Here is a 19,032-nt window from a genome sequence, read left to right on the forward strand (position 1 = left end):
TCCGAGAGGGCGCCCCTTCTGCGTGCGTGGCCGACAGCGCCGGACCGATGGCGAGGAGACCGCTCGGGGCGGGCGCTCAGAGGGATCGGTCGGGACGGTCGGTGTTCTCCGGGCCCATGGGGCGGCCGGAGGTGAGGCGGGCGGCTGAGGCGATGGTGGCCCGGGCCTCGTGTTCGGTGAGGCCGGTGCGGACGGCGGCGTTGGCGAGGGCGTCCGCCAGGGCGTCCCCGAAGCCGTGTTCGTACGCACGGCAAGCAGCCCAGAAGAGACGGGTGTTGCGCTGCCCTTCGTGTGCCGCGAGAACGAACTGGACCAGGCCCTGGCCATGGTGGGGGCGGCCCGGGGGGTGGTGAGGGCGTACGGGGGGCGTGAGCAGACGGAGGAGCGTGCGGGGGCAGGGGGCAGGGGAGAGATCGGCGGAGCCGGGGGCGAGACGGTAGGTGCCGCGGGAGGTGACCGAGCCGGGGCCGACCAGGTACCCGCTCGCGCCGCGGATATCGATGCCGGGGGCCAAACGGCTTGCGGAGTTCGGTACGGATACGCCCGGCGGGCCGGTGAGCCAGATGTGGCGGCCGCCGCTGGGAGTGATCACCGTGACCGTCGGCGGGATGGTGAACAGGTGGTGCAGGGCCAGCTGCTGGAGGGCTGCCGCGGAGTCGTTCCGGCCGGTGGTGTCGATGTCGAGGTCGATACCGATGAGGTGGTGCGGGCCCCGGCCGCAGGCGATTCCGTAACCGGTGGCCCACGGGGCGGCGGCGAAGAGGGCGCGTACGGCGGCAGGGTTCGTGGTGGCGTCGTGGACGCCGTGTCCGGGGAGGCCGCAGGCGCCTCGGCACGTGACCGGCCGGTCCTCGTCGTGGTGGGGAGAGCGCAGGGCGGGGAGCTTGGTGGCGGACAGCGGAATGACGGGGAGCCCGTGCTCGGCGGCGGAGAGCGCGTGGGCGAGGGCCAGGGTGGCGGTCTGCCGGTCGGTGATGGCCATAGCTCTATTTTCGTACAACTGTTCGAAGATGGGAAGGGGTGGCGAGAGGGGGGCGCGGCGGTGGGCGGCAGGGCTGGATCGGTCACTCTCGATCGGTCGGCCCGGATCGGTCGGCCCGGATCGGTGGGCTGGATCGGTGGGCTGGATCGGTCGGGGTGGAATGGCAGAAAATGCGCCGAAACGCTTTTCCTCTTGGGGTGCGCTGGATCGAGCGGTGCCGAGGAGTGCGCCGGGCGTGAGCTGGGGTTTTTCGGCGGGCAGGAGGTTTATCGGGTGTTCCTCATGCTTGCGGGGGAATCGGTGGGCCTGGGTGGTTCGCCGGGAATTCGGTGGGCAACTTTCGTCTCGCGACGTCGTGACCAAAAGCGAGGCGGCCGGCCAACTGCCTCGAAACCAGCCGCACTTTCGGTTCCTGGAGGAAATTGACATGGCAAGCATCCGTACCGCTCGCGCCCTCACCGTTGTTGCCGCACTGCCCCTCGCCGTCGCACTCTTCAGCGGCGTGGCCCAGGCCGACAACGGCTCGTTCGCGGACGACGGGTCGAACGCGGGCGTTGCGACGATCGGTGGCAGTGGAGTCGGGGGGAACAACTCCGGCAACTCGTCGACGTCCCAGCAGCAGGCCACCGGTTCCGGGGCATCGAACCAGAGCAACTCGGCACAGGTGAAGGGCTCGGCGTTCACTGCGATCTACCAGTCCAACAAGAACATCGCGGTGAACTTCACCAATCTTTGGTGAGCAGGGGCTCGCTGCGGGCCGGTCGGGGGGCCGGTGCGCGGCGGGATCGACAACGGCCTGCGTGAAGGCGCTTCGACGTCTTCACGCAGGCCGTTCCCTTGTCCGCGCGGGGGTGTTGGGGCGGCGTCGACCTTGACAGTGGCCATGAATCTGACGGACAGTCAGAAATCCCTGATCCGTACGCCCACGTCCGGGAGGTCCGCCGCCGTGCACCTCGCCCCGACGGAGCGTCAGCAGCAGCTGCGCGCCGAGCTCCGCACCTACTTCCGCGATGTGATCACCGGGCCGGACGCGGCCTCCGGGGCGGATGTGATGTCCGGGATGCGGCCAAGACGTGCCGGTGATCCGGTAGAGCAGCGCCGGCTGCTGCGTCGGATCGGCGCCGACGGGATGCTCGGACTGGGCTGGCCCGTCGAGTACGGAGGCCAGGGCCGCGGGCCCGACGAGCAGTTCGTCTTCTTCGACGAGGCGTACCGGGCGGGTGCGCCCGTGTCCATGGTCACGCTCAACACCGTCGGCCCGACCCTGATGAAGTACGGGACCGAGGCGCAGAAGGCATACTTCCTGCCGCGGATTCTGGACGGCGACCTCGTCTTCGCGATTGGTTACAGCGAGCCGGAGGCCGGCACGGACCTGGCCGCGTTGCGCACCAGGGCGGTGCGGGACGGCGGCGACTGGGTGATCGACGGGCAGAAGATCTTCACCAGCAATGCGCAGAACGCGGACTGGATCTGGCTCGCCTGCCGTACGGATCCGGATGCGCCCAAGCACAAGGGCATCTCGATCATCCTGGTCCCGACGGACGCCCCCGGGTTCGCCTGGACCCCCATAGAGACCGTGGGTGGTCTGACTACGACGGCCACCTATTACGACGGGATACGGGTACCCGCCACGAATCTGGTCGGCGAGGAGAACGGCGGCTGGGGGCTGATCACCAACCAGCTCAACCACGAGCGGGTGGCGCTGGCTGCGATCGGGATGCAGGCCGAGGAGTTCTACGAGGCGGCGCTCGCCCACGCCCGTACCCCCGATCCGGTGAGTGGGCGACGCCCGGTTGACGAGCCGTGGGTGCGGTCCCGGCTGGCCGAGGCCTATGCCCGGCTGGCGGCGACGCGCCTGCTCAACTGGCGTTTGGTGGGGGATGTGGGGGCGGGCTCGCTGGCCCCCGGCGAGGCGAGCGGCGTGAAATTCGTGGGAACCGAATCGGCCGTCGAGGTGTATCGAATGTGCCAGGAAATCACGGGCGAGGCCGGAATGGTCCGGGGCGGTTCGCTCGGCTCCTTCGGGGACGGGGAGCTGGAGCGGATGAACAGAGCGGCGCAGATCAACACCTTCGGGGGCGGGGTGAGCGAGGTGCAGCGGGAGATCGTCGCGACGATGCGGCTCGGCATGAAGAGGGGGAAGCGGTGACGGACGCGCGGTACGAGCAGGGCGGGAGCGCTCAGGACGGGCGCGGCGGGCAGAGCGGGTCGGACGAGCTGTACGAGCGGCTCAGGGTGTACGAGGGGCGGGCCGCCGCCACCGCGGGCGTCGGCAAGGACCTGGTCAACGAGCCGATGATCAGGCACTGGTGCGAGGCCATGGGCGACAAGAACCCGGCATACGCGGGGCCCGGGGCGATTGCTCCGCCGACGATGCTGCAGGCGTGGACGATGGGCGGACTGTCGGGGCACTCGGACCGTTCCCGGGCGTACGACGAGCTGTTCGCCCTCCTCGACGGCGCCGGGTACACCTCGGTGGTCGCGACCGACTGCGAGCAGGAGTATCTGCGGCCGCTGCGGCCCGGGGACCGGATCACCTTCGACGCGGTGATCGAGTCGGTGTCGGAGCGGAAGGCGACCAAGCTGGGGATGGGCTACTTCGTCACGACGCGGATGGATGTCCGGGCAGCCGGGGAGCCGGCCGGTACACACCGCTTCCGGATCCTCAAGTACACGCCCGCGGCGATGAGGCGTGGGACGAGGACGGGAGGGCCGCCGGGGGTGAAGCAAGGCGGCCGGAGTCTGCGGCCGAGGCCGGTGATCAATCGGGACAACGCCGGGTTCTGGCAGGGCGTCGCCGAGCACAAACTGCTCATCCAGCGGTGCGGGGAGTGCGAGACCCTGCGTTTTCCCTGGCTGCCCGGGTGCAATGAGTGCGGGTGCCAGGAGTGGGACACGGTCGAGGCGAGCGGTGAGGGCACCGTCTTCAGCTATGTCGTGATGCACCACCCGCCCTTCCCCGCCTTCGGCGCGTCCGACGACGCCGGGCCGTACGCGGTGGCGCTGATAGAGCTGGCGGAGGGCGTACGGATGGTCAGCAATGTGGTCGGTGTGCCGTACGACAAGGTGCGGACGGGGATGCCGGTCAGGCTGGAATTTCTGCGCACGGACCCCGAGTTGGAGTTGCCGGTCTTCCGGGGGAGCGAGGGCTGACATGGACTTCACGCCCACGGAGGAGCAGACCGCGGCGCAGGGTCTCGCCGCGCAGATCTTCGGCGATCTGGCCACGCACGAGCGGCTGGCCGCCGCCGGGACCGGGACGGACACCGCGCTGTGGAAGGAGCTGTGCGCGGCCGGGCTGACCGCCGCCGTCGAGGAGATCGGACTGCTGGGCCTGGTGCTGCTGCTGGAGGAGCAGGGGAGAACGACCGCGCAGGTGCCGTTCGCGGCGACATGTGCGTACGGGCTGCTTGCCGTCGCCGAGCACGGTACGGACGAACAGCGGGAGCGACTGCTTCCGCCGCTGCGGGACGGCACTGCTGTCGCCACCGGCGTGTTCCCGGCACGCGATGGTCTACGGGCCGACGGGGAAGGGCGGTTGAGCGGCATCGTGCCCTATGTGCCGTGGCTGCGCGACGCCACCGTGGTGCTCGTGGCGGACGCGGACCGAGCGCTGTGGATCGTACGGACCGCTGATCCGGGTGTGGTGGTGACGCCCGTGGAGACCACGGCTCCGTGGTCGGCGGCCCGGCTCGTCCTGGACCGGGCACCCGGCGAGCAGCTCGGTGGACCAGAGGGACGGCCGAGGGCGAGCACGGCGACGAACACGGGGACGAAGGGCGACACCGGAACGACGGTGTACGGAGCCGTGCTGGCCGCGAGCCGTACCGCGTTCGCGGGGTTGCAGGCCGGGGTGTGCGCCGGGTCGCTGGCCCGGGCGGTCGCCCACGCCACCACCAGGGAGCAGTTCGGGCGCCCGCTCTCCACCAACCAGGGGGTGCTGCTGCGTGCTGCCGATGCCCATATGGACACCGAGGCAATACGGGTCACCGCGTACGAGGCGGCGTGGCGCCACGACAAGGGGCTGCCGTACGCGGCCCAGGCGCTGACCGCGGCCTGGTGGGCGTCGGAGGCGGGCAAGAGGGTCGTGCATGCCGGACAGCATCTGCACGGCGGGACGGGCGCCGATCTCGACCACCCCGTGCACCGGCACTTCCTCTGGGGCCGCCAGCTCGATGCCTATCTGGGATGCGGCAGCGAAGTGCTGGAGGAGCTGGGTCAGTTGCTGGTGAAGGAGGGATCGTGATGAAGGTCGGCGAGGAGCTGGCACCGCTGGAGGTCGCGGTGACCCGCACCCTGGTAGTCGCGGGCGCCATCGCCTCCCGCGACTACCAGGACGTGCACCATGACGCCGAGCTCGCACAGCAGAAGGGCTCCCCGGACATCTTCATGAACATCCTGACGACCAACGGCCTGGTCGGGCGGTACGTCACCGACCACTTCGGGCCCTCGGCGGTGCTCCACAAGGTCGCCATCAGGCTGGGCGCACCCAACTATCCGGGGGACACCATGGTGATGAGCGGCACCGTCACGGCCCTCGGCGACGACGGGACGGCCGAGGTGACGGTCGTCGGAGCCAATGGTCTCGGCACGCACGTCACCGGCAAGGTGACCGTCAGCGTCCCAGAAGGATCCGTATGAGCCTGCGCAGCGCAGATTCGCTCGGCGGTCGGGCCGCGATCGTCGGGATCGGGGCGACCGAGTTCTCCAAGGACTCCGGGCGCAGCGAACTGAAGCTGGCCGTCGAGGCGGTGCAGGCCGCTCTCGACGACGCCGGGCTGACCCCCGCCGATGTCGACGGCCTGGTCACCTTCACGATGGACACCAGCCCCGAGATCACGGTTGCCCAGGCGGCCGGCATCGGGGAGCTGTCGTTCTTCTCCCGCATCCACTACGGGGGTGGGGCAGCCTGCGCCACCGTGCAGCAGGCGGCGCTCGCCGTGGCGAGCGGGGTGGCCGATGTCGTGGTCTGCTACCGCGCGTTCAACGAGCGTTCGGGGCGCCGCTTCGGTTCCGGTGTGCAGCACCGGGAACCGACGGCTGAGGGGACTGCGCTCGGCTGGAATCTCCCCTTCGGACTGCTCACCCCGGCCTCCTGGGTGGCCATGGCCGCCCAGCGCTACCTGCACACGTACAACCTGACGCCGGAAGTCTTCGGCCATGTCGCGGTCACCGACCGGCGCCATGCCGCGCGCAATCCGGCGGCGTACTTCTACGAGAAGCCGATCACGCTTGCCGATCACGCCGCATCGCGCTGGATCGTCGAACCTCTGCGACTGCTCGACTGCTGTCAGGAGACCGACGGCGGACAGGCGATCGTCGTCACCGGTGCCGAGCGGGCCCGCGACCTTCCCCGGCCACCTGCGGTGATCGTCGCCGCCGCGCAGGGTGCCGGGCGGGCGCAGGAACAGATGACCAGCTTCTACCGTGACGGGCTGACCGGACTGCCGGAGACGGACGTCGTCGCCAGACAGCTCTGGCGTACCTCCGGACTCGCTCCCTCCGACATCGATGTGGGCATCCTCTACGACCACTTCACCCCGTTCGTGCTGATGCAGCTGGAGGAGTTCGGATTCTGCGGACCGGGCGAGGCCGCCGACTTCGTGGCGGACGACGCGCTGCCGCTGAACACACATGGAGGCCAGTTGGGGGAGGCCTATCTGCACGGGATGAACGGCATTGCGGAGGCGGTCCGGCAGATCCGGGACACGTCGGTGAACCAGGTACCCGGGGCGGCCAGAACGCTGGTGACGGCAGGCACGGGGGTCCCCACCTCGGGACTGATACTGGGCACGGACGGTGGATGACGGGAGCGCGACGGCGCCGGTGGGGGCGGTGGGTCCGTCCGGGGCGGCCCTGAGTCCGGATGACGGCCCCTACTCCTTCAGGAGGTGGGGTCGCCCCCACCCCTACAACCTGAGGCGGACGTGGCTTCGGGACCTGGGGCCGATCCCCCGGGGTAGTGCCCACTCCTAGCGTGGACCTATGACCACGCCAGTCTGCACGGGCGCCTCCAGGGGAGCCGCTGCCGCCACCGGATACGCGCCGCACACCTCGCCGGCGTCGCACACGCAGCACGCATCGGCCACCACGCAGGCGTCGCACGCCACCTCGCACACAGCGCACTCCTCGCACACCGCGCTCACTCCGTACGGGGCGCGTGCTCCGTACGTTCCGTACCCGTCGTTCTCGTCGTACGTGCGGGCGCGGGGGCCCGTGCTGCTGCGTACCGCGCGCTCGCTCACCGCAAACCCGAGTGATGCCGAGGATCTGCTGCAGACCGCGCTCACCAAGACGTACGTGGCGTGGGAGCGGATCGAGGACCACCGGGCGCTCGACGGCTATGTCCGCCGGGCGCTGCTGAACACCCGGACCTCGCAGTGGCGCAAACGCAAGGTCGACGAGTTCGCCTGCGACGAACTGCCCGAGCAGGAGGCCGCTCCGGCGCCCGATCCTGCCGAGCAGCAATCCTTGCACGACGCGATGTGGCGGGCCGTGCTGAAGCTCCCGGACCGGCAGCGGGCGATGGTCGTCCTGCGCTACTACGAGGATCTCAGCGAGGCGCAGACGGCCGAGGTGCTCGGCGTATCCATCGGCACCGTCAAGAGCGCGGTCTCACGAGCGCTCGGCAAGCTCCGCGAGGACCCGGAGCTGATCCCCGTGCGCTGAGCCCGAACGTCGCCGGCGGGCCGGCAGCACGCCGGGCCGACCGGCTGGCCGACGGCCGGGCGGACCGGCCGGCAGACGGGCAGGTGCGGGCTCGCGAGGTGTCCGGGGTGGTGCGACGGTTGGGGGTATCAGCCTTCCTCCCAGGACACCGGGAAACCAGGAGCCGAGAAAGGTGGCGACGGTCATGGCTGAACATCCGCACGCCGCGCTGGTCCGCAAGGGCTACGAAGCGTTCAACCGCGGTGACATGGAGGCGCTGGCGGAGCTGCTGGCGGGCGACGCGACCCATCATGTCCCGGGCAGCAGCCCACTCTCCGGTGACTACAAGGGCCGGGACGAGATGCTGGCGTACTACCGGCGGCTGGCCGAGGAATCGGACGGCACGATGACGGCCACGCTGTTGAATGTGCTGGTCGACGGCCGGGGGCACGCAGTGTCTGTGCATCGGGTCATGGCGAAGCGCAAGGGACGGACGATCGACGCCATGGGCGCGATCGTCTTCCGGATCATCGGTGACAAGGCCACCGACCTTGACGAGTGCATGGAAGACATCGAGGTCAGCGACGAGTTCTGGTCCTGATTCACGGTTCCTCGGACCGCGGGACCCTCCGGCATTCCGGCCGGAGGTATTCGACGGAAACCGATTCGTACTCCCGGGAGTAGTGACATACCGAGCGGTATGTGCGCAGAATCAGCGGAACCTTACTGCCGCGTAGCGCCCACCGGGAGGACGCCGTGCTGAGCACCATGCAGGACGTACCGCTGACTGTCACCCGCATCCTGACGCATGGGATGACGATCCATGGGAAGTCTCAGATCACGACCTGGACCGGCGAGCCCGAGCCGCAGCGGCGAAGCTTCGCCGAAGTGGGCCGCCGTGCCAACCAGCTCGCCCACGCCCTGCGCGACGAGCTCGGTGTCGTCGGCGACCAGCGAGTGGCCACCCTGATGTGGAACAACGCGGAGCACGTCGAGGCGTATCTCGCGATCCCCTCCATGGGCGCCGTGCTCCACACGCTCAACCTGCGGCTTCCCGCCGAGCAGTTGATCTGGGTCGTCAAGCACGCGGATGACAAGGTCGTCCTCGTCAACGGCTCGCTGCTGCCGCTTCTTGCGCCGCTCCTCCCCCACCTGACGTCGATCGAGCATGTGGTGGTCGTGGGGCCCGGCGACCGTTCGGTGCTCGACGGCGCCGTGCCGCGGGTGCACGACTACGAGGAGCTGATCGCCGGCCGCCCGACCAGCTACGACTGGCCCGAGCTGGACGAACGCCAGGCCGCCGCCATGTGTTACACCTCCGGCACCACCGGCGACCCCAAGGGTGTCGTCTACTCGCACCGCTCCATCTACCTGCACTCCATGCAGGTCAACATGGCCGAGTCGATGGGGCTGACCGAAAAGGACACCACGCTGGTGGTCGTCCCCCAGTTCCACGTCAACGCCTGGGGTCTGCCGCACGCGACGTTCATGACCGGCGTCAACATGCTCATGCCGGACCGCTTCCTGCAGCCCGCCCCGCTCGCCGACATGATCGAGCGTGAGAAGCCGAGCCACGCCGCCGCCGTCCCCACCATCTGGCAGGGGCTCCTCGCCGAAGTCACCGCCAACCCGCGCGATCTGACCTCGATGGCCCGCGTCACCATCGGTGGCTCCGCCTGCCCGCCCTCTTTGATGGAGGCGTACGACAAGCTGGGCGTCCGCCTCTGCCACGCCTGGGGCATGACGGAGACGTCGCCGCTCGGCACCATGGCCAACCCGCCCGCCGGTCTGACGGAGGAGCAGGAGTGGCCGTACCGGATCACCCAGGGCCGTTTCCCGGCCGGCGTCGAGGCGCGGCTGGTCGGCCCCAGAGGCGAGCATCTGCCCTGGGAGGGCGAGTCGGCCGGTGAGCTGGAGGTGCGCGGCCCCTGGATCGCAGGTGCGTACTACGGAGGCGCGGACGGCGAGGCGCTGCGCCCCGAGGACAAGTTCAGCGAGGACGGCTGGCTGAAGACCGGTGACGTCGGCGTCATCAGCGAGGACGGCTTCCTCACCCTCACCGACCGCGCCAAGGACGTCATCAAGTCCGGCGGGGAGTGGATTTCGAGCGTCGAGCTGGAAAACGCCCTGATGGCGCACCCGGATGTGGCCGAGGCCGCCGTCGTCGCCGTCCCGGACGAGAAGTGGGGCGAGCGTCCGCTCGCGACCGTCGTCCTCAAGGACGGCGCCACCGCCGACTACGTGACCTTGAAGGGGTTCCTCGCGGAGTCCGGGATAGCCAAGTGGCAGCTGCCGGAACGTTGGACGCTCATTGCGTCGGTGCCGAAGACCAGCGTCGGTAAATTCGACAAGAAGGTGATCCGCAAGCAGTACGCGGCCGGCGAGCTGGAGATCACCCAGCTCTGATCGACGGGTCCGTCAGGCGCGTACGACGAGGGCGGTACGGGGTTTCCCGTACCGCCCTCGTCGTGTCTGTCCGTCCGTCGGTCAGTTCGTGCCGATCTTCGCCAGCAGGTCGACGATGCGGGACTGCACTTCTTCGCTCGTCGAGCGTTCCGCCAGGAACAGCACCGTCTCGCCCGAGCTGAGCTTCGGCAGCTCCGCCCGGTTCATGTCGGCCGAGGTGTAGACGACCAGCGGGGTCCGGTTGAGATGGCCGTTCGCGCGCAGCCAGTCGATGATCCCGGCCCGGCGGCGGCGTACCTGCATCAGGTCCATCACCACCAGGTTCGGCCGCATCCGGGTGGCCAGCGCGACCGCCTCGTTGTCGGTGGCGGCCCGCGCGACCTGCATGCCGCGGCGTTCCAGCGTGGCTGTCAGCGCCACCGCGATCTCCTCGTGCTCCTCGATCAGCAGCACCCGCGGCGGGTGCTGCTCGCTGTCGCGGGGAGCGAGTGCCTTGAGGAGTACGGCGGGGTCGGCACCGTACGCTGCTTCCCGCGACGCCTGCCCCAGACCGGCCGTCACCAGCACCGGAACCTCTGCGGCGACCGCCGCCTGGCGCAGCGACTGCAGTGCCGTACGGGTGATGGGGCCGGTCAGCGGGTCCACGAAGAGCGCGGCGGGGAACGCCGCGATCTGGGCGTCCACCTCCTCGCGGGAGTGCACGATCACCGGCCGGTAGCCGCGGTCGCTCAGCGCCTGCTGAGTGGAGACGTCGGGCGCGGGCCAGACGAGGAGCCGGCGCGGGTTGTCCAGCGGCTCCGGGGGCAGCTCGTCGTCGACCGGCTGCGGCGACGGGCGGTTGGCGACCTCGACCGCGCCCCCCGGGCCGTCCAGCGGCTCCGGACCTTCGGCGCCCTCGTCGGGTGCCCCGATGGCGTATGCGCGTCCCTCGGCCGCAGGGGCGGAGATCAGCTGCCCGGAGGCGCTGGTGGTGGGAGTGGCGGCGGGCTGCACAGGAGCGGCCGGTGCGGCACCGGGCTGCGCGACGGCCGGCTGGGCGACGGGCTGTCCGGCGCGCTCGGCCCCGGGCGGGGCGGCGAGCTTACGGCGCCGCCCGGCGCCGCCGAGCGTCTGGTTCTGCTGATGGGCGAGGTGCTGGACGAACGGCACGCCCTGCCCGAGCGTCCGCACGCTGAACGCGCGCCCCTGCGTCGAGTCGGACGACGTGGATGCTGACGCCGAGGCGGGCATGGGGGCCTCGGCGGGCAGCGGCTGGTGCCGCGCGTCCGGCGCGGGCTCGGCTGCGGGAGCGGGCACGGGCTCGGGTGCGGTGTCTCGCGGGCGGCTCTCCGCGGCACCGTCGGCGTTGGTGGTGCCGGTGGTGTGGGTGGTGTGATCCGCTCCGGTCCAGTTCAAGTCGTCGCCGGGGGTGGCCAGGGAGGCCGGGCCCTGTCCCGAGGTGCCGTTCTCCGTCCAGCCGCCGGGCTGCGCGGGCAGTCCGGGCTGCACCGGCTGCTGCGGTGCGTCGGTGTGACGGGCCCGGCGGCGGCCGGTCGGCGAGGGGTGTGCCTGCGGCGGCGTGTGGCCGTCGTCCTGCGGGGCCTGTACGGCGTCGTGGCGTCCGGGCAGCGAGGCATCCGCCTCACCGGCCGTGGGCGGGATCCGGTCGGCCTCGGCGGGCGGGAGTGCGAACGCGGTCCGCGGCCCCGCCGGCTCAGCCGGAGCGGACCGGTCCTGCGCGGTCCCGAGCGCCCGCCGGGCCCGCCGCCCGGTCGGCTGCGGCTGGGCCGGCTGCAGGCCGCCCTCGCTCTGCCCCTGGCCGGCGGCGGGAGCGACTGCCGGGAGGGCCAGCTGGTTCTCGTTGCCCTGACGCGCCCGGTGTCCGCCCGCAGGCACCGGCATCGGCATCTCGGCCGGAACACCCTGCGGCGGCACGGTCTGCCCGCGCTGCGGACGGCCGCCACCGCCCTGAGCGCCCTCGGCCGCCGTCACCACGGAGCCCTCGGACGGCGCTGCGGCCCTGGGCAGAGCCAACGCCTGACCGGGCCCCTGCCCCGGCTGCGGAGACTGGGTGGACTGTGCGGGCAGTGGCGACTGTGCGGGCGCCTCGGCCGGGCTGGGCCTCCCCCGCCTGCGCCCCGACCCCTCGCCCTGCTGCTGGGCCGGGACGAGCGCCTGAGGCGACTGCGGGCCCTGCTGAGCCGGCTCCTCCTGTGCCACCGCTTCACGCCGCGCCCGGCGCCGTCCGGTCGGCTCCGCAGCCCCCGTGTCGGCCCCCGGCCCGGCTTCCGCCGCATCCACCGGGCTCTCCAGGAAGGCATCCGTCGACGCCCTGCGGGCCCTGCGCCGCCCGCCGACCGGCGTGCCCGGCTGCTCCTGAACGGCACCGGCACCGGCAACACCACCGGCCGTCGCCTCCGCCGGTGCAGGCACGACCGGCGGCTCCGGTGGCATCACGGTGCCCAACCCCGCGCCCAGCGGCACTTCGAGTACGTACGCGCTGCCGCTCATCCCCGGCATCTCGTGCGTCTGGAGCACACCGCCGTGCGCCCGTACGATTCCGCGCACGATCGGCTCGTGCACCGGGTCTCCCCCGGCGAACGGTCCGCGCACCTCGATCCGTACGACCTCACCGCGCTGCGCCGCCGCCACGACCACCGTCGAGTCGACATAGCCGCCGCCCGGCACCACCCGTGCCTTCCCGGTCGAGTCGACCCCGGCGACATCCGCGACCAGATGCGCGAGCGCGGTCACCAGCCGACCCGCGTCGACCTCGGCCTCGATCGGCGGCGCGTGCACCGCGAACTGGGCCCGGCCGGGGCCGATCAGCTCGACGGCGGCGTCGATACCGGCCGTCACGACGCCGTCGAGCAGCACCGTCTCCTTGACCAGCTGCTCCGCACCGCTGTCCAGCCGCTGGAAGCCCAGCACGTTGTCGACCAGCGTCGTCATGCGGGCGTAGCCGGCGGCCAGGTGGTGCAGGATCTGGTTGGCCTCGGGCCACAGCTGGCCCGCCGGGTCCGCGGCGAGCGTGAAGAGCTCGCCGCGCAGCTCCTCCAGCGGGCCACGCAGCGACTCGCCGAGTACGGCGGTCAGCTGGTGGTGCCGGGCGGTCAGGTCTGTGATCTGATCGGCCTGCTCCTCCAGCTCCGCCGCGTACCGCTCGGTCCGGTCGGCCAGCTCGGCGGTGTGCCGTTCGGTGAGCTCGGTGACTTCGGCGGTGTGCCGTCCGGTGAGCTCGGTGACCTCGGTGGTGTGGCTCTCGGTCAGCTCGGTGAGCTGCGCCGTGTGCTGCGTGGTGAGTTCCTCGTACGGCCTGCGGTCGGTGAACGTCATCACCGCGCCGACCAGCTGGTCCCCGTCGCGGACGGGCGCGGTCGTCAGGTCGACCGGCACCTGCGCGCCGCTCTTGGACCACAGGACCTGCCCGCGCACCCGGTGCTTGCGCCCGGACTTGAGCGTGTCGGCGAGCGGCGACTCCTCGTACGGGAACGGCTCGCCCTCCGCACGCGAGTGGAGGATGAGCGGGTGCAGCTCCTGGCCGCCCAGGTCGCTGGCGCGGAACCCGAGGATCTGCGCGGCGGCGGGGTTGACCAGAACGACCCGGCCGTCCGTGTCCGTACCGACGACACCCTCGGCCGCGGCCCGCAGAATCATCTCGGTCTGCCGCTGCGAGCGGGCCAGTTCGGCCTCGGTGTCGACGGTGCCCGACAGATCCCGTACGACGAGCATCAGCAGCTCGTCACCCGTGTAGTTGCCGGTGTAGCCGGCCTGGAAGTCGTTGTACGCGGCCTGCCCGTCCTCCAGGCTGGCGCTGGTGACCTCGACCGGGTACTCGGTGCCGTCGGTCCGCCGCGCGATCATCCGCGTCGGCTTCGTACGACCCCGCTCGTCCGCGGCCTCGGGCCTGCGCATCGACCCCGGAATCAGCTTGGAGTCGAACTCCGGCAGCAGATCGAGCAGTCCACGACCGACGAGCGCGGTGCCTGGAGTCTCGAACATTTCGAGGGCGATGGTGTTGGCGTTGACGACCGTGCCGTTGCAATTGACGAGCAACAGCCCGTCCGGGAGGGCATCGAGTATGGCTGCGAGGCGAGCAGCGCCTCGGGATGGCCTGCTGCTCACGACGACGCTTCCTCCCTGATTACCGCACCTTGCCGACAGCGGGCCCCATCTTGCCCCTCGGGCCGCAGGCTGTCACTGGAGGAGTCTAAAGGCAGAGGAGGGGCATCCGACGGCGGATGAGGGGGAGCTCTCACCAAGGTTCTGTGCATACGGTGTACGACTCCTACCCTGTGCGAGTCCTGTGAAGGGCCCGGTACGGGTTCTGCGACGGGCCTGGCCACCCCTGGTCAGCGGACGTTGGGGAGCACCGGACGCAGGGTGTTCCAGCGCGCGATCTCGCAGCCGTTGGTCCGGTCGAAGGAGGCGTCGACGTGCTGTCCCCGCCAGGTTCCGATGACCCGGGCCGTGGCCGACCCGCCGAACTGCTGGGTGCACATGGCGCCCGAGGGCACCGGACGGAAGGGGTCCTTGCCGTCACTCCTGTCCGTGGGCTTCGCGAGCTCCGCCAGTCGGTCGCAGGCCTGCTGCGCCACTGGATGGGTGCCGCCCGCGGGGAGGCACCGCAGCTCGTACACGCCGTCGGCCTCCCGGTCGCCGGAGTGCGAGACCGTCACCCTCAGCTGGGTCTTCTCGGTGGCGTCGTCCCCCTGGAGCACCGGCAGCGGAATGGGCAGCAGCGGCAGGGGGCCGGTGGCGGCGGTCGCGGCCGGTGCGCCGGCCGACAGTACGGCGAGGGATGCGACAGCGGTGAGGGCGAGGCGGCGCAGCATACGGGGCTCCTGTGGACGCGGAAGAACGGCGGAGGCGGTACCCCCGTCATCACTAACGCTCCGCACGCCTCGGCGTTGCGCAACCCGGACGCTTTGCCCTCGCGGCCGACTGCCTAGTACCGTAGGCGGCGATTGGAGAGACAGCACTCAGCTGTGTCATCATCTGCACGCACCACTCGCGCTCGCGCGGGGTGTGCTGGAGGCGTCGCCTAGTCCGGTCTATGGCGCCGCACTGCTAATGCGGTTTGGGTCTTAAAGCCCATCGAGGGTTCAAATCCCTCCGCCTCCGCTTGATCGCTGAAGCCCCGAGCCACTGGCCGGGGCTTCAGTCGTATCCGGACGCGGAACGTGCTCGCGGCAGCGCGGGGCGAGGTGGCCGAATGAGGCGCCGACAGGCGTTTTCGCAGGTCAGGACTGGTGTGGCTAATGGATTTCGCGTGACGGCGCAGGTCATGTAATGTTGTTCCCGCAACGCCGACCAGGCAGAAAAGCCCGGAACGCCAAGCACTCGTAGCTTAACGGATAGAGCATCTGACTACGGATCAGAAGGTTGCAGGTTCGAATCCTGCCGAGTGCACACAGCTGAGAGACCCCCGGAGAGATCCGGGGGTCTCTTGCGTTGGGCCCGTACAGCAGCGAAGTACAGCAACGGGCCCCACCAAGCGCGGGACCAGCTCGTGAGTAGGGTGACCGCGCACGTCGCGCCAGTCGTAGAGACGAGGCACCTGTGCGACGTCGGGAGGGGCATACATGAAGTTCAAGGCTGGAATGGTTGGGCTCACCGCCATAGTCCTGGCCGCATCGGCGGGGTGTGGGACTGCGACAACTGCAGGACCAGAGGACACGGTGAAGCGAGCATCGACAGTGCCTTCTCCCCAGACCTCGTCGGCGACGGCGCACACTCGCCTCTCCTCTACGGACCTACAGGGCCGATGGTGGACATGGGCAGCGTCGGAGCCCGAGGAGACCAACCCTGTTGCCGACCAGGACGGAAGCGCATGTGGGCGCAACCAGCCGCGAAATGTGTGGTTCCTGGCCGGCACTTTCGGCACTCGGGCGAGCCGCACATGCACCGTTCCCAACGGAGTTCCGGTCGCCTTTCCCCTCGTGAACTTGTTCGGAAGTCCTGAGGACTGCGCACTCTTCATGAGGACAGCCAAGGGGTCGGCGGTTCTGGACGGCGAACGGGTCGATTCGGACGCTCACCGAGGAGAGAAGATCACTGTGGCGACCGTCGCAAACAATGCTGTCACCGGAACGGGCGGACGCGGCACAACCACCGGGTGCGGCCTGTGGGTCCAGTTGCCTCCGCTGGAACCCGGGTCACATTCGCTGAAGATTCGCGGCCAGTCTGATGACTTCTCGACCGGCGTGGACTACTCGCTCACTGTTGAAGGCGCGTCAGACTAGGGCCCCATACGCAAGGCGACCCCGGGCTTCGGGGTCGCCTGCGCTGTTATCGGGTACGCGGTGATTAGCCGGTACCGCCCATCGCGTCTGACAGTCGGCCGATCGCGTCGCGGACTTCTTCCTCGCTCGCTTCGGCGTAGAACTCCATCGTCATGGCGATCTGCGAGTGCCGCAGGATCCGCTGAGCAATCTTCGGGTGAACCTTGAGGGCGACCAGGAGCGAACTGCACGTGTGCCGGGTGTTCCGGAGCGGGATGACCCGAAGGCCGGCACGGCGAGCCCGCAGCGCGAACATCCGGGTGAGGTTCCCCGGCTCGATCGGCGTACCGTGCTTCGTCGTGAAGACCAGGCCGTGAGCGTCCTGCCAGAGTTCTCCCGCGGCCTTCCGGTCGCCGAGCTGCTGAGCGCGGCGCATCCGGAGCGCCTTGAGGCAGAGTGCGGGCAGCGGCAGGAAGTCGTCTGAATCCTCGGTCTTGGTCTCGCGGTGGAGAATCTGAGACCCGGCGCGCTGGATCTGATGGTCCACGTACAGTTCGCCGGTCTCGAAGTCGATGGACTTCCACGTGAGTCCCAACACCTCACCCCGACGCAGGCCGAGGGTCAGCACGAGCACCCAGGCCGCGGTGAACGGGGGGCCACGCGTCTCCGGGTAGCTCGCACAGCGTCGAACGGCACCGGCTGACCACGGCCTCGAGGACCACACCGCTTTGTCCTGACAAGCTGGCGAAGACCCGCACCCTGCGTGCGGTACTGCTGACAGCCCGTCCGGCGCTCACCGCGCCGGTTCGGATCGTCGAGATGCCCCCGGCCGCCATTCCCGTGTCCCCGCGTTCGCCGATCGTCCTTCCCTCCGCGCCCTGTTCATCGGGATCCCGGCCCCGGCGCGGAGCCTCGTTACGATCGCACGCATGAGCTGGTACTGCACCGGGTTGCGATGGCCCCAGGAAGGGCCCGTCCTGGGGTGGCACAAGGACGGGGCGAAGGGCGGGGCCGGTTCGACGCGGGTGAGTGTCCTTGCGTACGGGAAGGAGCTCGGGTTCCGCGCCGGCGGTGAGCGGCATTGTGTGGGCGCGCGGGGAAACGTATGTCCGCTGGAGGCCGTGGTGTCCGGGCGGAGTACGGGGGCGCGGTGCCCGGAGTGCGCGCGGCTGGACCGGGCGCATTCGGTGGCCGCCGACACGATTGCCGACGATCCGCGGACGTACCGCGTCTATCTCGCCTGGTTCGGGCCCTCGATGGTGAAGGTCGGGATCACCGCCGAGGAGCGGGGTGCGGCGCGGCTGCGGGAGCAGGGGGCCGTGGTCTTCAGCTGGCTGGGACGCGGACCGCTGATGGCGGCGCGGCGGACCGAGGAACTGCTGCGGTCGGCGCTGGGGGTGCCGGACCGGATCCCGTACGTGCGCAAGCGTGCGGTGCGGGCCGCGCTGCCCGGGGCGGCGGAACGGGTCGCGGAGGTCGAGGGGCTGTACGGGCGGGCGGCGGCGCTGGAGCGGGAGGGGGCCGGGTGGCCGCAGTCGCTGGAGCGGCTGCCGTTCGAGCCCGTCGATCACACCGGGTTGTTCGGGCTCGACGGGCCGGTCGAAGTGGCACGGGCGGTGACCGAGTTGACGGACGGCGGGGTGGTCGCGGGGCGGCTGGTCGCGGCCGCCGGGCCCGATCTGCATCTGGCGGCCGTGGACGGGGTGGTCGTGCTGGACACCCGGCTGATGACCGGATGGCAGCTGGCGGGGGCCGATGCGCGGTCGGGCGTGACGGTGCCGGTGACCGATATCGGGGGCGGCGGGGTGCAGGACGGGCTGTTCTGAGATCGTCGGTGATCAGGTCGGATCGGGGCGGGTCGGATCGGGGCGGGTCGGATCGGGTCGGGTCGGGTCGGACGAGGGAGTGCGCGGTGAATGGCGGCAGCGATGACGTGGTGCGGTTCTGGGAACGGCTCGGGCTGCCGGGGCTGATCGACGTCCATACCCACTTCATGCCGGAGCAGGTGCTCCGCAAGGTGTGGGCGTACTTCGACTCCGCCGGTCCGCTGACCGGGATGGAGTGGCCGATCGCCTATCGGCACGACGAGGACGAACGGCTCGCGCTGCTCCGGTCCTTCGGCGTGCGGCGGTTCACCTCGATGCTCTACCCGCACAAGGCGGGCATGGCGGCCTGGCTGAACGGCTGGGCGGCCGACTTCGCGCGGCGGGTGCCCGACTGTCTGCACACCGCGACCCTCTTTCCCGAGGAGGGTGTGGAGCGTTACGTCCGCGAGGCGGTCGAGGCGGGGGCGCGCATCTTCAAGTCGCACCTTCAGGTCGGGGCGTACGACGCGAACGATCCCCTGCTCGAACCGGTCTGGGGACTGCTGGCGGAGGCCGGGGTGCCGGTCGTGATGCACTGTGGTTCCGGTCCCGCGCCCGGCAAGTACACCGGCCCGGAGCCGATCGGCCGGCTGCTCGCCCGGCATCCGCGGCTGCGGCTGGTGGTGGCGCACATGGGCATGCCCGAGTACGCGGAGTTCCTGGCCCTGGCGGAGGCGTACCCGGAGGTGCGGCTCGATACGACGATGGCGTTCACGGACTTCTCGGAGGACCTCACGCCGTTTCCGGCGGCGGAGCGCGGACGGCTCGCCGACCTCGGGGACCGGATTTTGCTGGGGACGGACTTCCCGAACATCCCGTACCCGTACGTGCACCAGCTGCATGCCCTGGATCGGCTGGAGTTGGGGGACGACTGGTTGCGGGCGGTCTGCTACGGGAACGCGCACGCGATGTTCGACCGGCGCTGAGC

14 protein-coding genes, 2 tRNA genes and 1 pseudogene are annotated in these 19,032 nt (G+C 70.5%); 13 read left to right on the forward strand and 4 right to left on the reverse strand.

Features of this window, described 5'->3' with window-relative positions; genetic code table 11:
- Window positions 1–76: 76 nt before the first annotated feature.
- A complete protein-coding gene (locus tag ABZV38_RS11350; RefSeq protein ID WP_356326541.1) occupies window positions 77–982 on the reverse strand; it encodes a bifunctional DNA primase/polymerase in 906 nt (301 codons plus the stop codon).
- A 427-nt stretch (window positions 983–1,409) separates the two neighbouring features.
- Here ABZV38_RS11350 and ABZV38_RS11355 point away from each other — a divergent pair, with 427 nt between their 5' ends.
- From ABZV38_RS11355 to ABZV38_RS11395, 9 genes are all read left to right on the forward strand, one after another.
- Window positions 1,410–1,721 carry a hypothetical protein gene (locus ABZV38_RS11355; protein ID WP_356326542.1) on the forward strand — a complete coding sequence of 104 codons (312 nt, stop codon included), beginning with the start codon at window positions 1,410–1,412 and terminating at the stop codon, window positions 1,719–1,721.
- A 207-nt stretch (window positions 1,722–1,928) separates the two neighbouring features.
- A complete protein-coding gene (locus ABZV38_RS11360; protein WP_356326597.1) occupies window positions 1,929–3,131 on the forward strand; it encodes an acyl-CoA dehydrogenase family protein in 1,203 nt (400 codons plus the stop codon).
- Between the two features lie 68 nt (window positions 3,132–3,199).
- Window positions 3,200–4,135 carry a bifunctional MaoC family dehydratase N-terminal/OB-fold nucleic acid binding domain-containing protein gene (locus ABZV38_RS11365; protein WP_356326598.1) on the forward strand — a complete coding sequence of 312 codons (936 nt, stop codon included), beginning with the start codon at window positions 3,200–3,202 and terminating at the stop codon, window positions 4,133–4,135.
- 1 nt (window position 4,136) lies between these two features.
- Window positions 4,137–5,228 carry an acyl-CoA dehydrogenase family protein gene (locus tag ABZV38_RS11370; RefSeq protein WP_356326543.1) on the forward strand — a complete coding sequence of 364 codons (1,092 nt, stop codon included), beginning with the start codon at window positions 4,137–4,139 and terminating at the stop codon, window positions 5,226–5,228.
- Window positions 5,228–5,623, forward strand: coding sequence for a MaoC family dehydratase (locus tag ABZV38_RS11375; RefSeq protein ID WP_356326599.1), 396 nt, complete (start codon window positions 5,228–5,230; stop codon window positions 5,621–5,623). The genes ABZV38_RS11370 and ABZV38_RS11375 overlap by 1 nt, the downstream gene beginning before the upstream one ends.
- Window positions 5,620–6,789, forward strand: a complete 1,170-nt coding sequence (locus ABZV38_RS11380) for a lipid-transfer protein (RefSeq protein ID WP_356326544.1) — start codon at window positions 5,620–5,622, stop codon at window positions 6,787–6,789. Before ABZV38_RS11375 ends, ABZV38_RS11380 begins: the two co-directional genes overlap by 4 nt.
- A gap of 178 nt (window positions 6,790–6,967) precedes the next feature.
- Complete coding sequence (locus ABZV38_RS11385; protein WP_356326545.1) at window positions 6,968–7,651, forward strand: SigE family RNA polymerase sigma factor; 684 nt, start codon at window positions 6,968–6,970, stop codon at window positions 7,649–7,651.
- A gap of 184 nt (window positions 7,652–7,835) precedes the next feature.
- The gene (locus tag ABZV38_RS11390) at window positions 7,836–8,231 is read left to right on the forward strand and encodes a nuclear transport factor 2 family protein (RefSeq protein WP_356326546.1); all 396 of its coding nucleotides are present in this window, start codon (window positions 7,836–7,838) and stop codon (window positions 8,229–8,231) included.
- A gap of 155 nt (window positions 8,232–8,386) precedes the next feature.
- Window positions 8,387–10,036: a long-chain fatty acid--CoA ligase gene (locus ABZV38_RS11395; protein WP_356326547.1), complete on the forward strand. Its 1,650-nt coding sequence runs from the start codon at window positions 8,387–8,389 to the stop codon at window positions 10,034–10,036.
- A gap of 81 nt (window positions 10,037–10,117) precedes the next feature.
- Here ABZV38_RS11395 and ABZV38_RS11400 read toward each other — a convergent pair whose 3' ends face one another.
- Entirely contained in the window at window positions 10,118–14,140 is a 4,023-nt protein-coding gene (locus ABZV38_RS11400) for a PAS domain-containing protein (protein ID WP_356326548.1), read from the reverse strand.
- A gap of 227 nt (window positions 14,141–14,367) precedes the next feature.
- Window positions 14,368–14,850 carry an SSI family serine proteinase inhibitor gene (locus ABZV38_RS11405; RefSeq protein ID WP_356326549.1) on the reverse strand — a complete coding sequence of 161 codons (483 nt, stop codon included), beginning with the start codon at window positions 14,848–14,850 and terminating at the stop codon, window positions 14,368–14,370.
- A 198-nt stretch (window positions 14,851–15,048) separates the two neighbouring features.
- Between ABZV38_RS11405 and ABZV38_RS11410 the strand changes: the two genes are divergently transcribed.
- Both ABZV38_RS11410 and ABZV38_RS11415 read left to right on the forward strand, forming a co-directional pair.
- Window positions 15,049–15,139: transfer RNA gene (locus tag ABZV38_RS11410), tRNA-Ser, on the forward strand.
- Window positions 15,140–15,354: 215 nt separating this feature from the next.
- Window positions 15,355–15,427: transfer RNA gene (locus ABZV38_RS11415), tRNA-Arg, on the forward strand.
- 897 nt (window positions 15,428–16,324) lie between these two features.
- Here the strand turns inward: ABZV38_RS11415 and ABZV38_RS11420 are convergent.
- Window positions 16,325–16,882 (reverse strand): annotated as a pseudogene (locus ABZV38_RS11420) (site-specific integrase); the annotation flags it as partial.
- A gap of 286 nt (window positions 16,883–17,168) precedes the next feature.
- Between ABZV38_RS11420 and ABZV38_RS11425 the strand changes: the two are divergent.
- Window positions 17,169–18,065, forward strand: coding sequence for a DUF2797 domain-containing protein (locus ABZV38_RS11425; RefSeq protein ID WP_356326550.1), 897 nt, complete (start codon window positions 17,169–17,171; stop codon window positions 18,063–18,065).
- Window positions 18,066–18,151: 86 nt separating this feature from the next.
- Complete coding sequence (locus ABZV38_RS11430; RefSeq protein ID WP_356326551.1) at window positions 18,152–19,030, forward strand: amidohydrolase family protein; 879 nt, start codon at window positions 18,152–18,154, stop codon at window positions 19,028–19,030.
- The last annotated feature ends 2 nt before the right edge of the window (window positions 19,031–19,032 follow it).

This window comes from Streptomyces sp. NPDC005181 (genome assembly GCF_040608395.1).
GTDB lineage: Bacteria > Actinomycetota > Actinomycetes > Streptomycetales > Streptomycetaceae > Streptomyces.

Excerpts from the sequence above, each read along its gene's own strand:
- ABZV38_RS11350 (WP_356326541.1), bottom strand. The coding sequence starts at position 982 with ATGGCCATCACCGACCGGCAGACCGCCACCCTGGCCCTCGCCCACGCG.
- ABZV38_RS11355 (WP_356326542.1), top strand. The coding sequence starts at position 1,410 with ATGGCAAGCATCCGTACCGCTCGCGCCCTCACCGTTGTTGCCGCACTG.
- ABZV38_RS11370 (WP_356326543.1), top strand. The coding sequence starts at position 4,137 with ATGGACTTCACGCCCACGGAGGAGCAGACCGCGGCGCAGGGTCTCGCC.
- ABZV38_RS11375 (WP_356326599.1), top strand. The coding sequence starts at position 5,228 with ATGAAGGTCGGCGAGGAGCTGGCACCGCTGGAGGTCGCGGTGACCCGC.
- ABZV38_RS11380 (WP_356326544.1), top strand. The coding sequence starts at position 5,620 with ATGAGCCTGCGCAGCGCAGATTCGCTCGGCGGTCGGGCCGCGATCGTC.
- ABZV38_RS11385 (WP_356326545.1), top strand. The coding sequence starts at position 6,968 with ATGACCACGCCAGTCTGCACGGGCGCCTCCAGGGGAGCCGCTGCCGCC.
- ABZV38_RS11390 (WP_356326546.1), top strand. The coding sequence starts at position 7,836 with ATGGCTGAACATCCGCACGCCGCGCTGGTCCGCAAGGGCTACGAAGCG.
- ABZV38_RS11405 (WP_356326549.1), bottom strand. The coding sequence starts at position 14,850 with ATGCTGCGCCGCCTCGCCCTCACCGCTGTCGCATCCCTCGCCGTACTG.
- ABZV38_RS11425 (WP_356326550.1), top strand. The coding sequence starts at position 17,169 with ATGAGCTGGTACTGCACCGGGTTGCGATGGCCCCAGGAAGGGCCCGTC.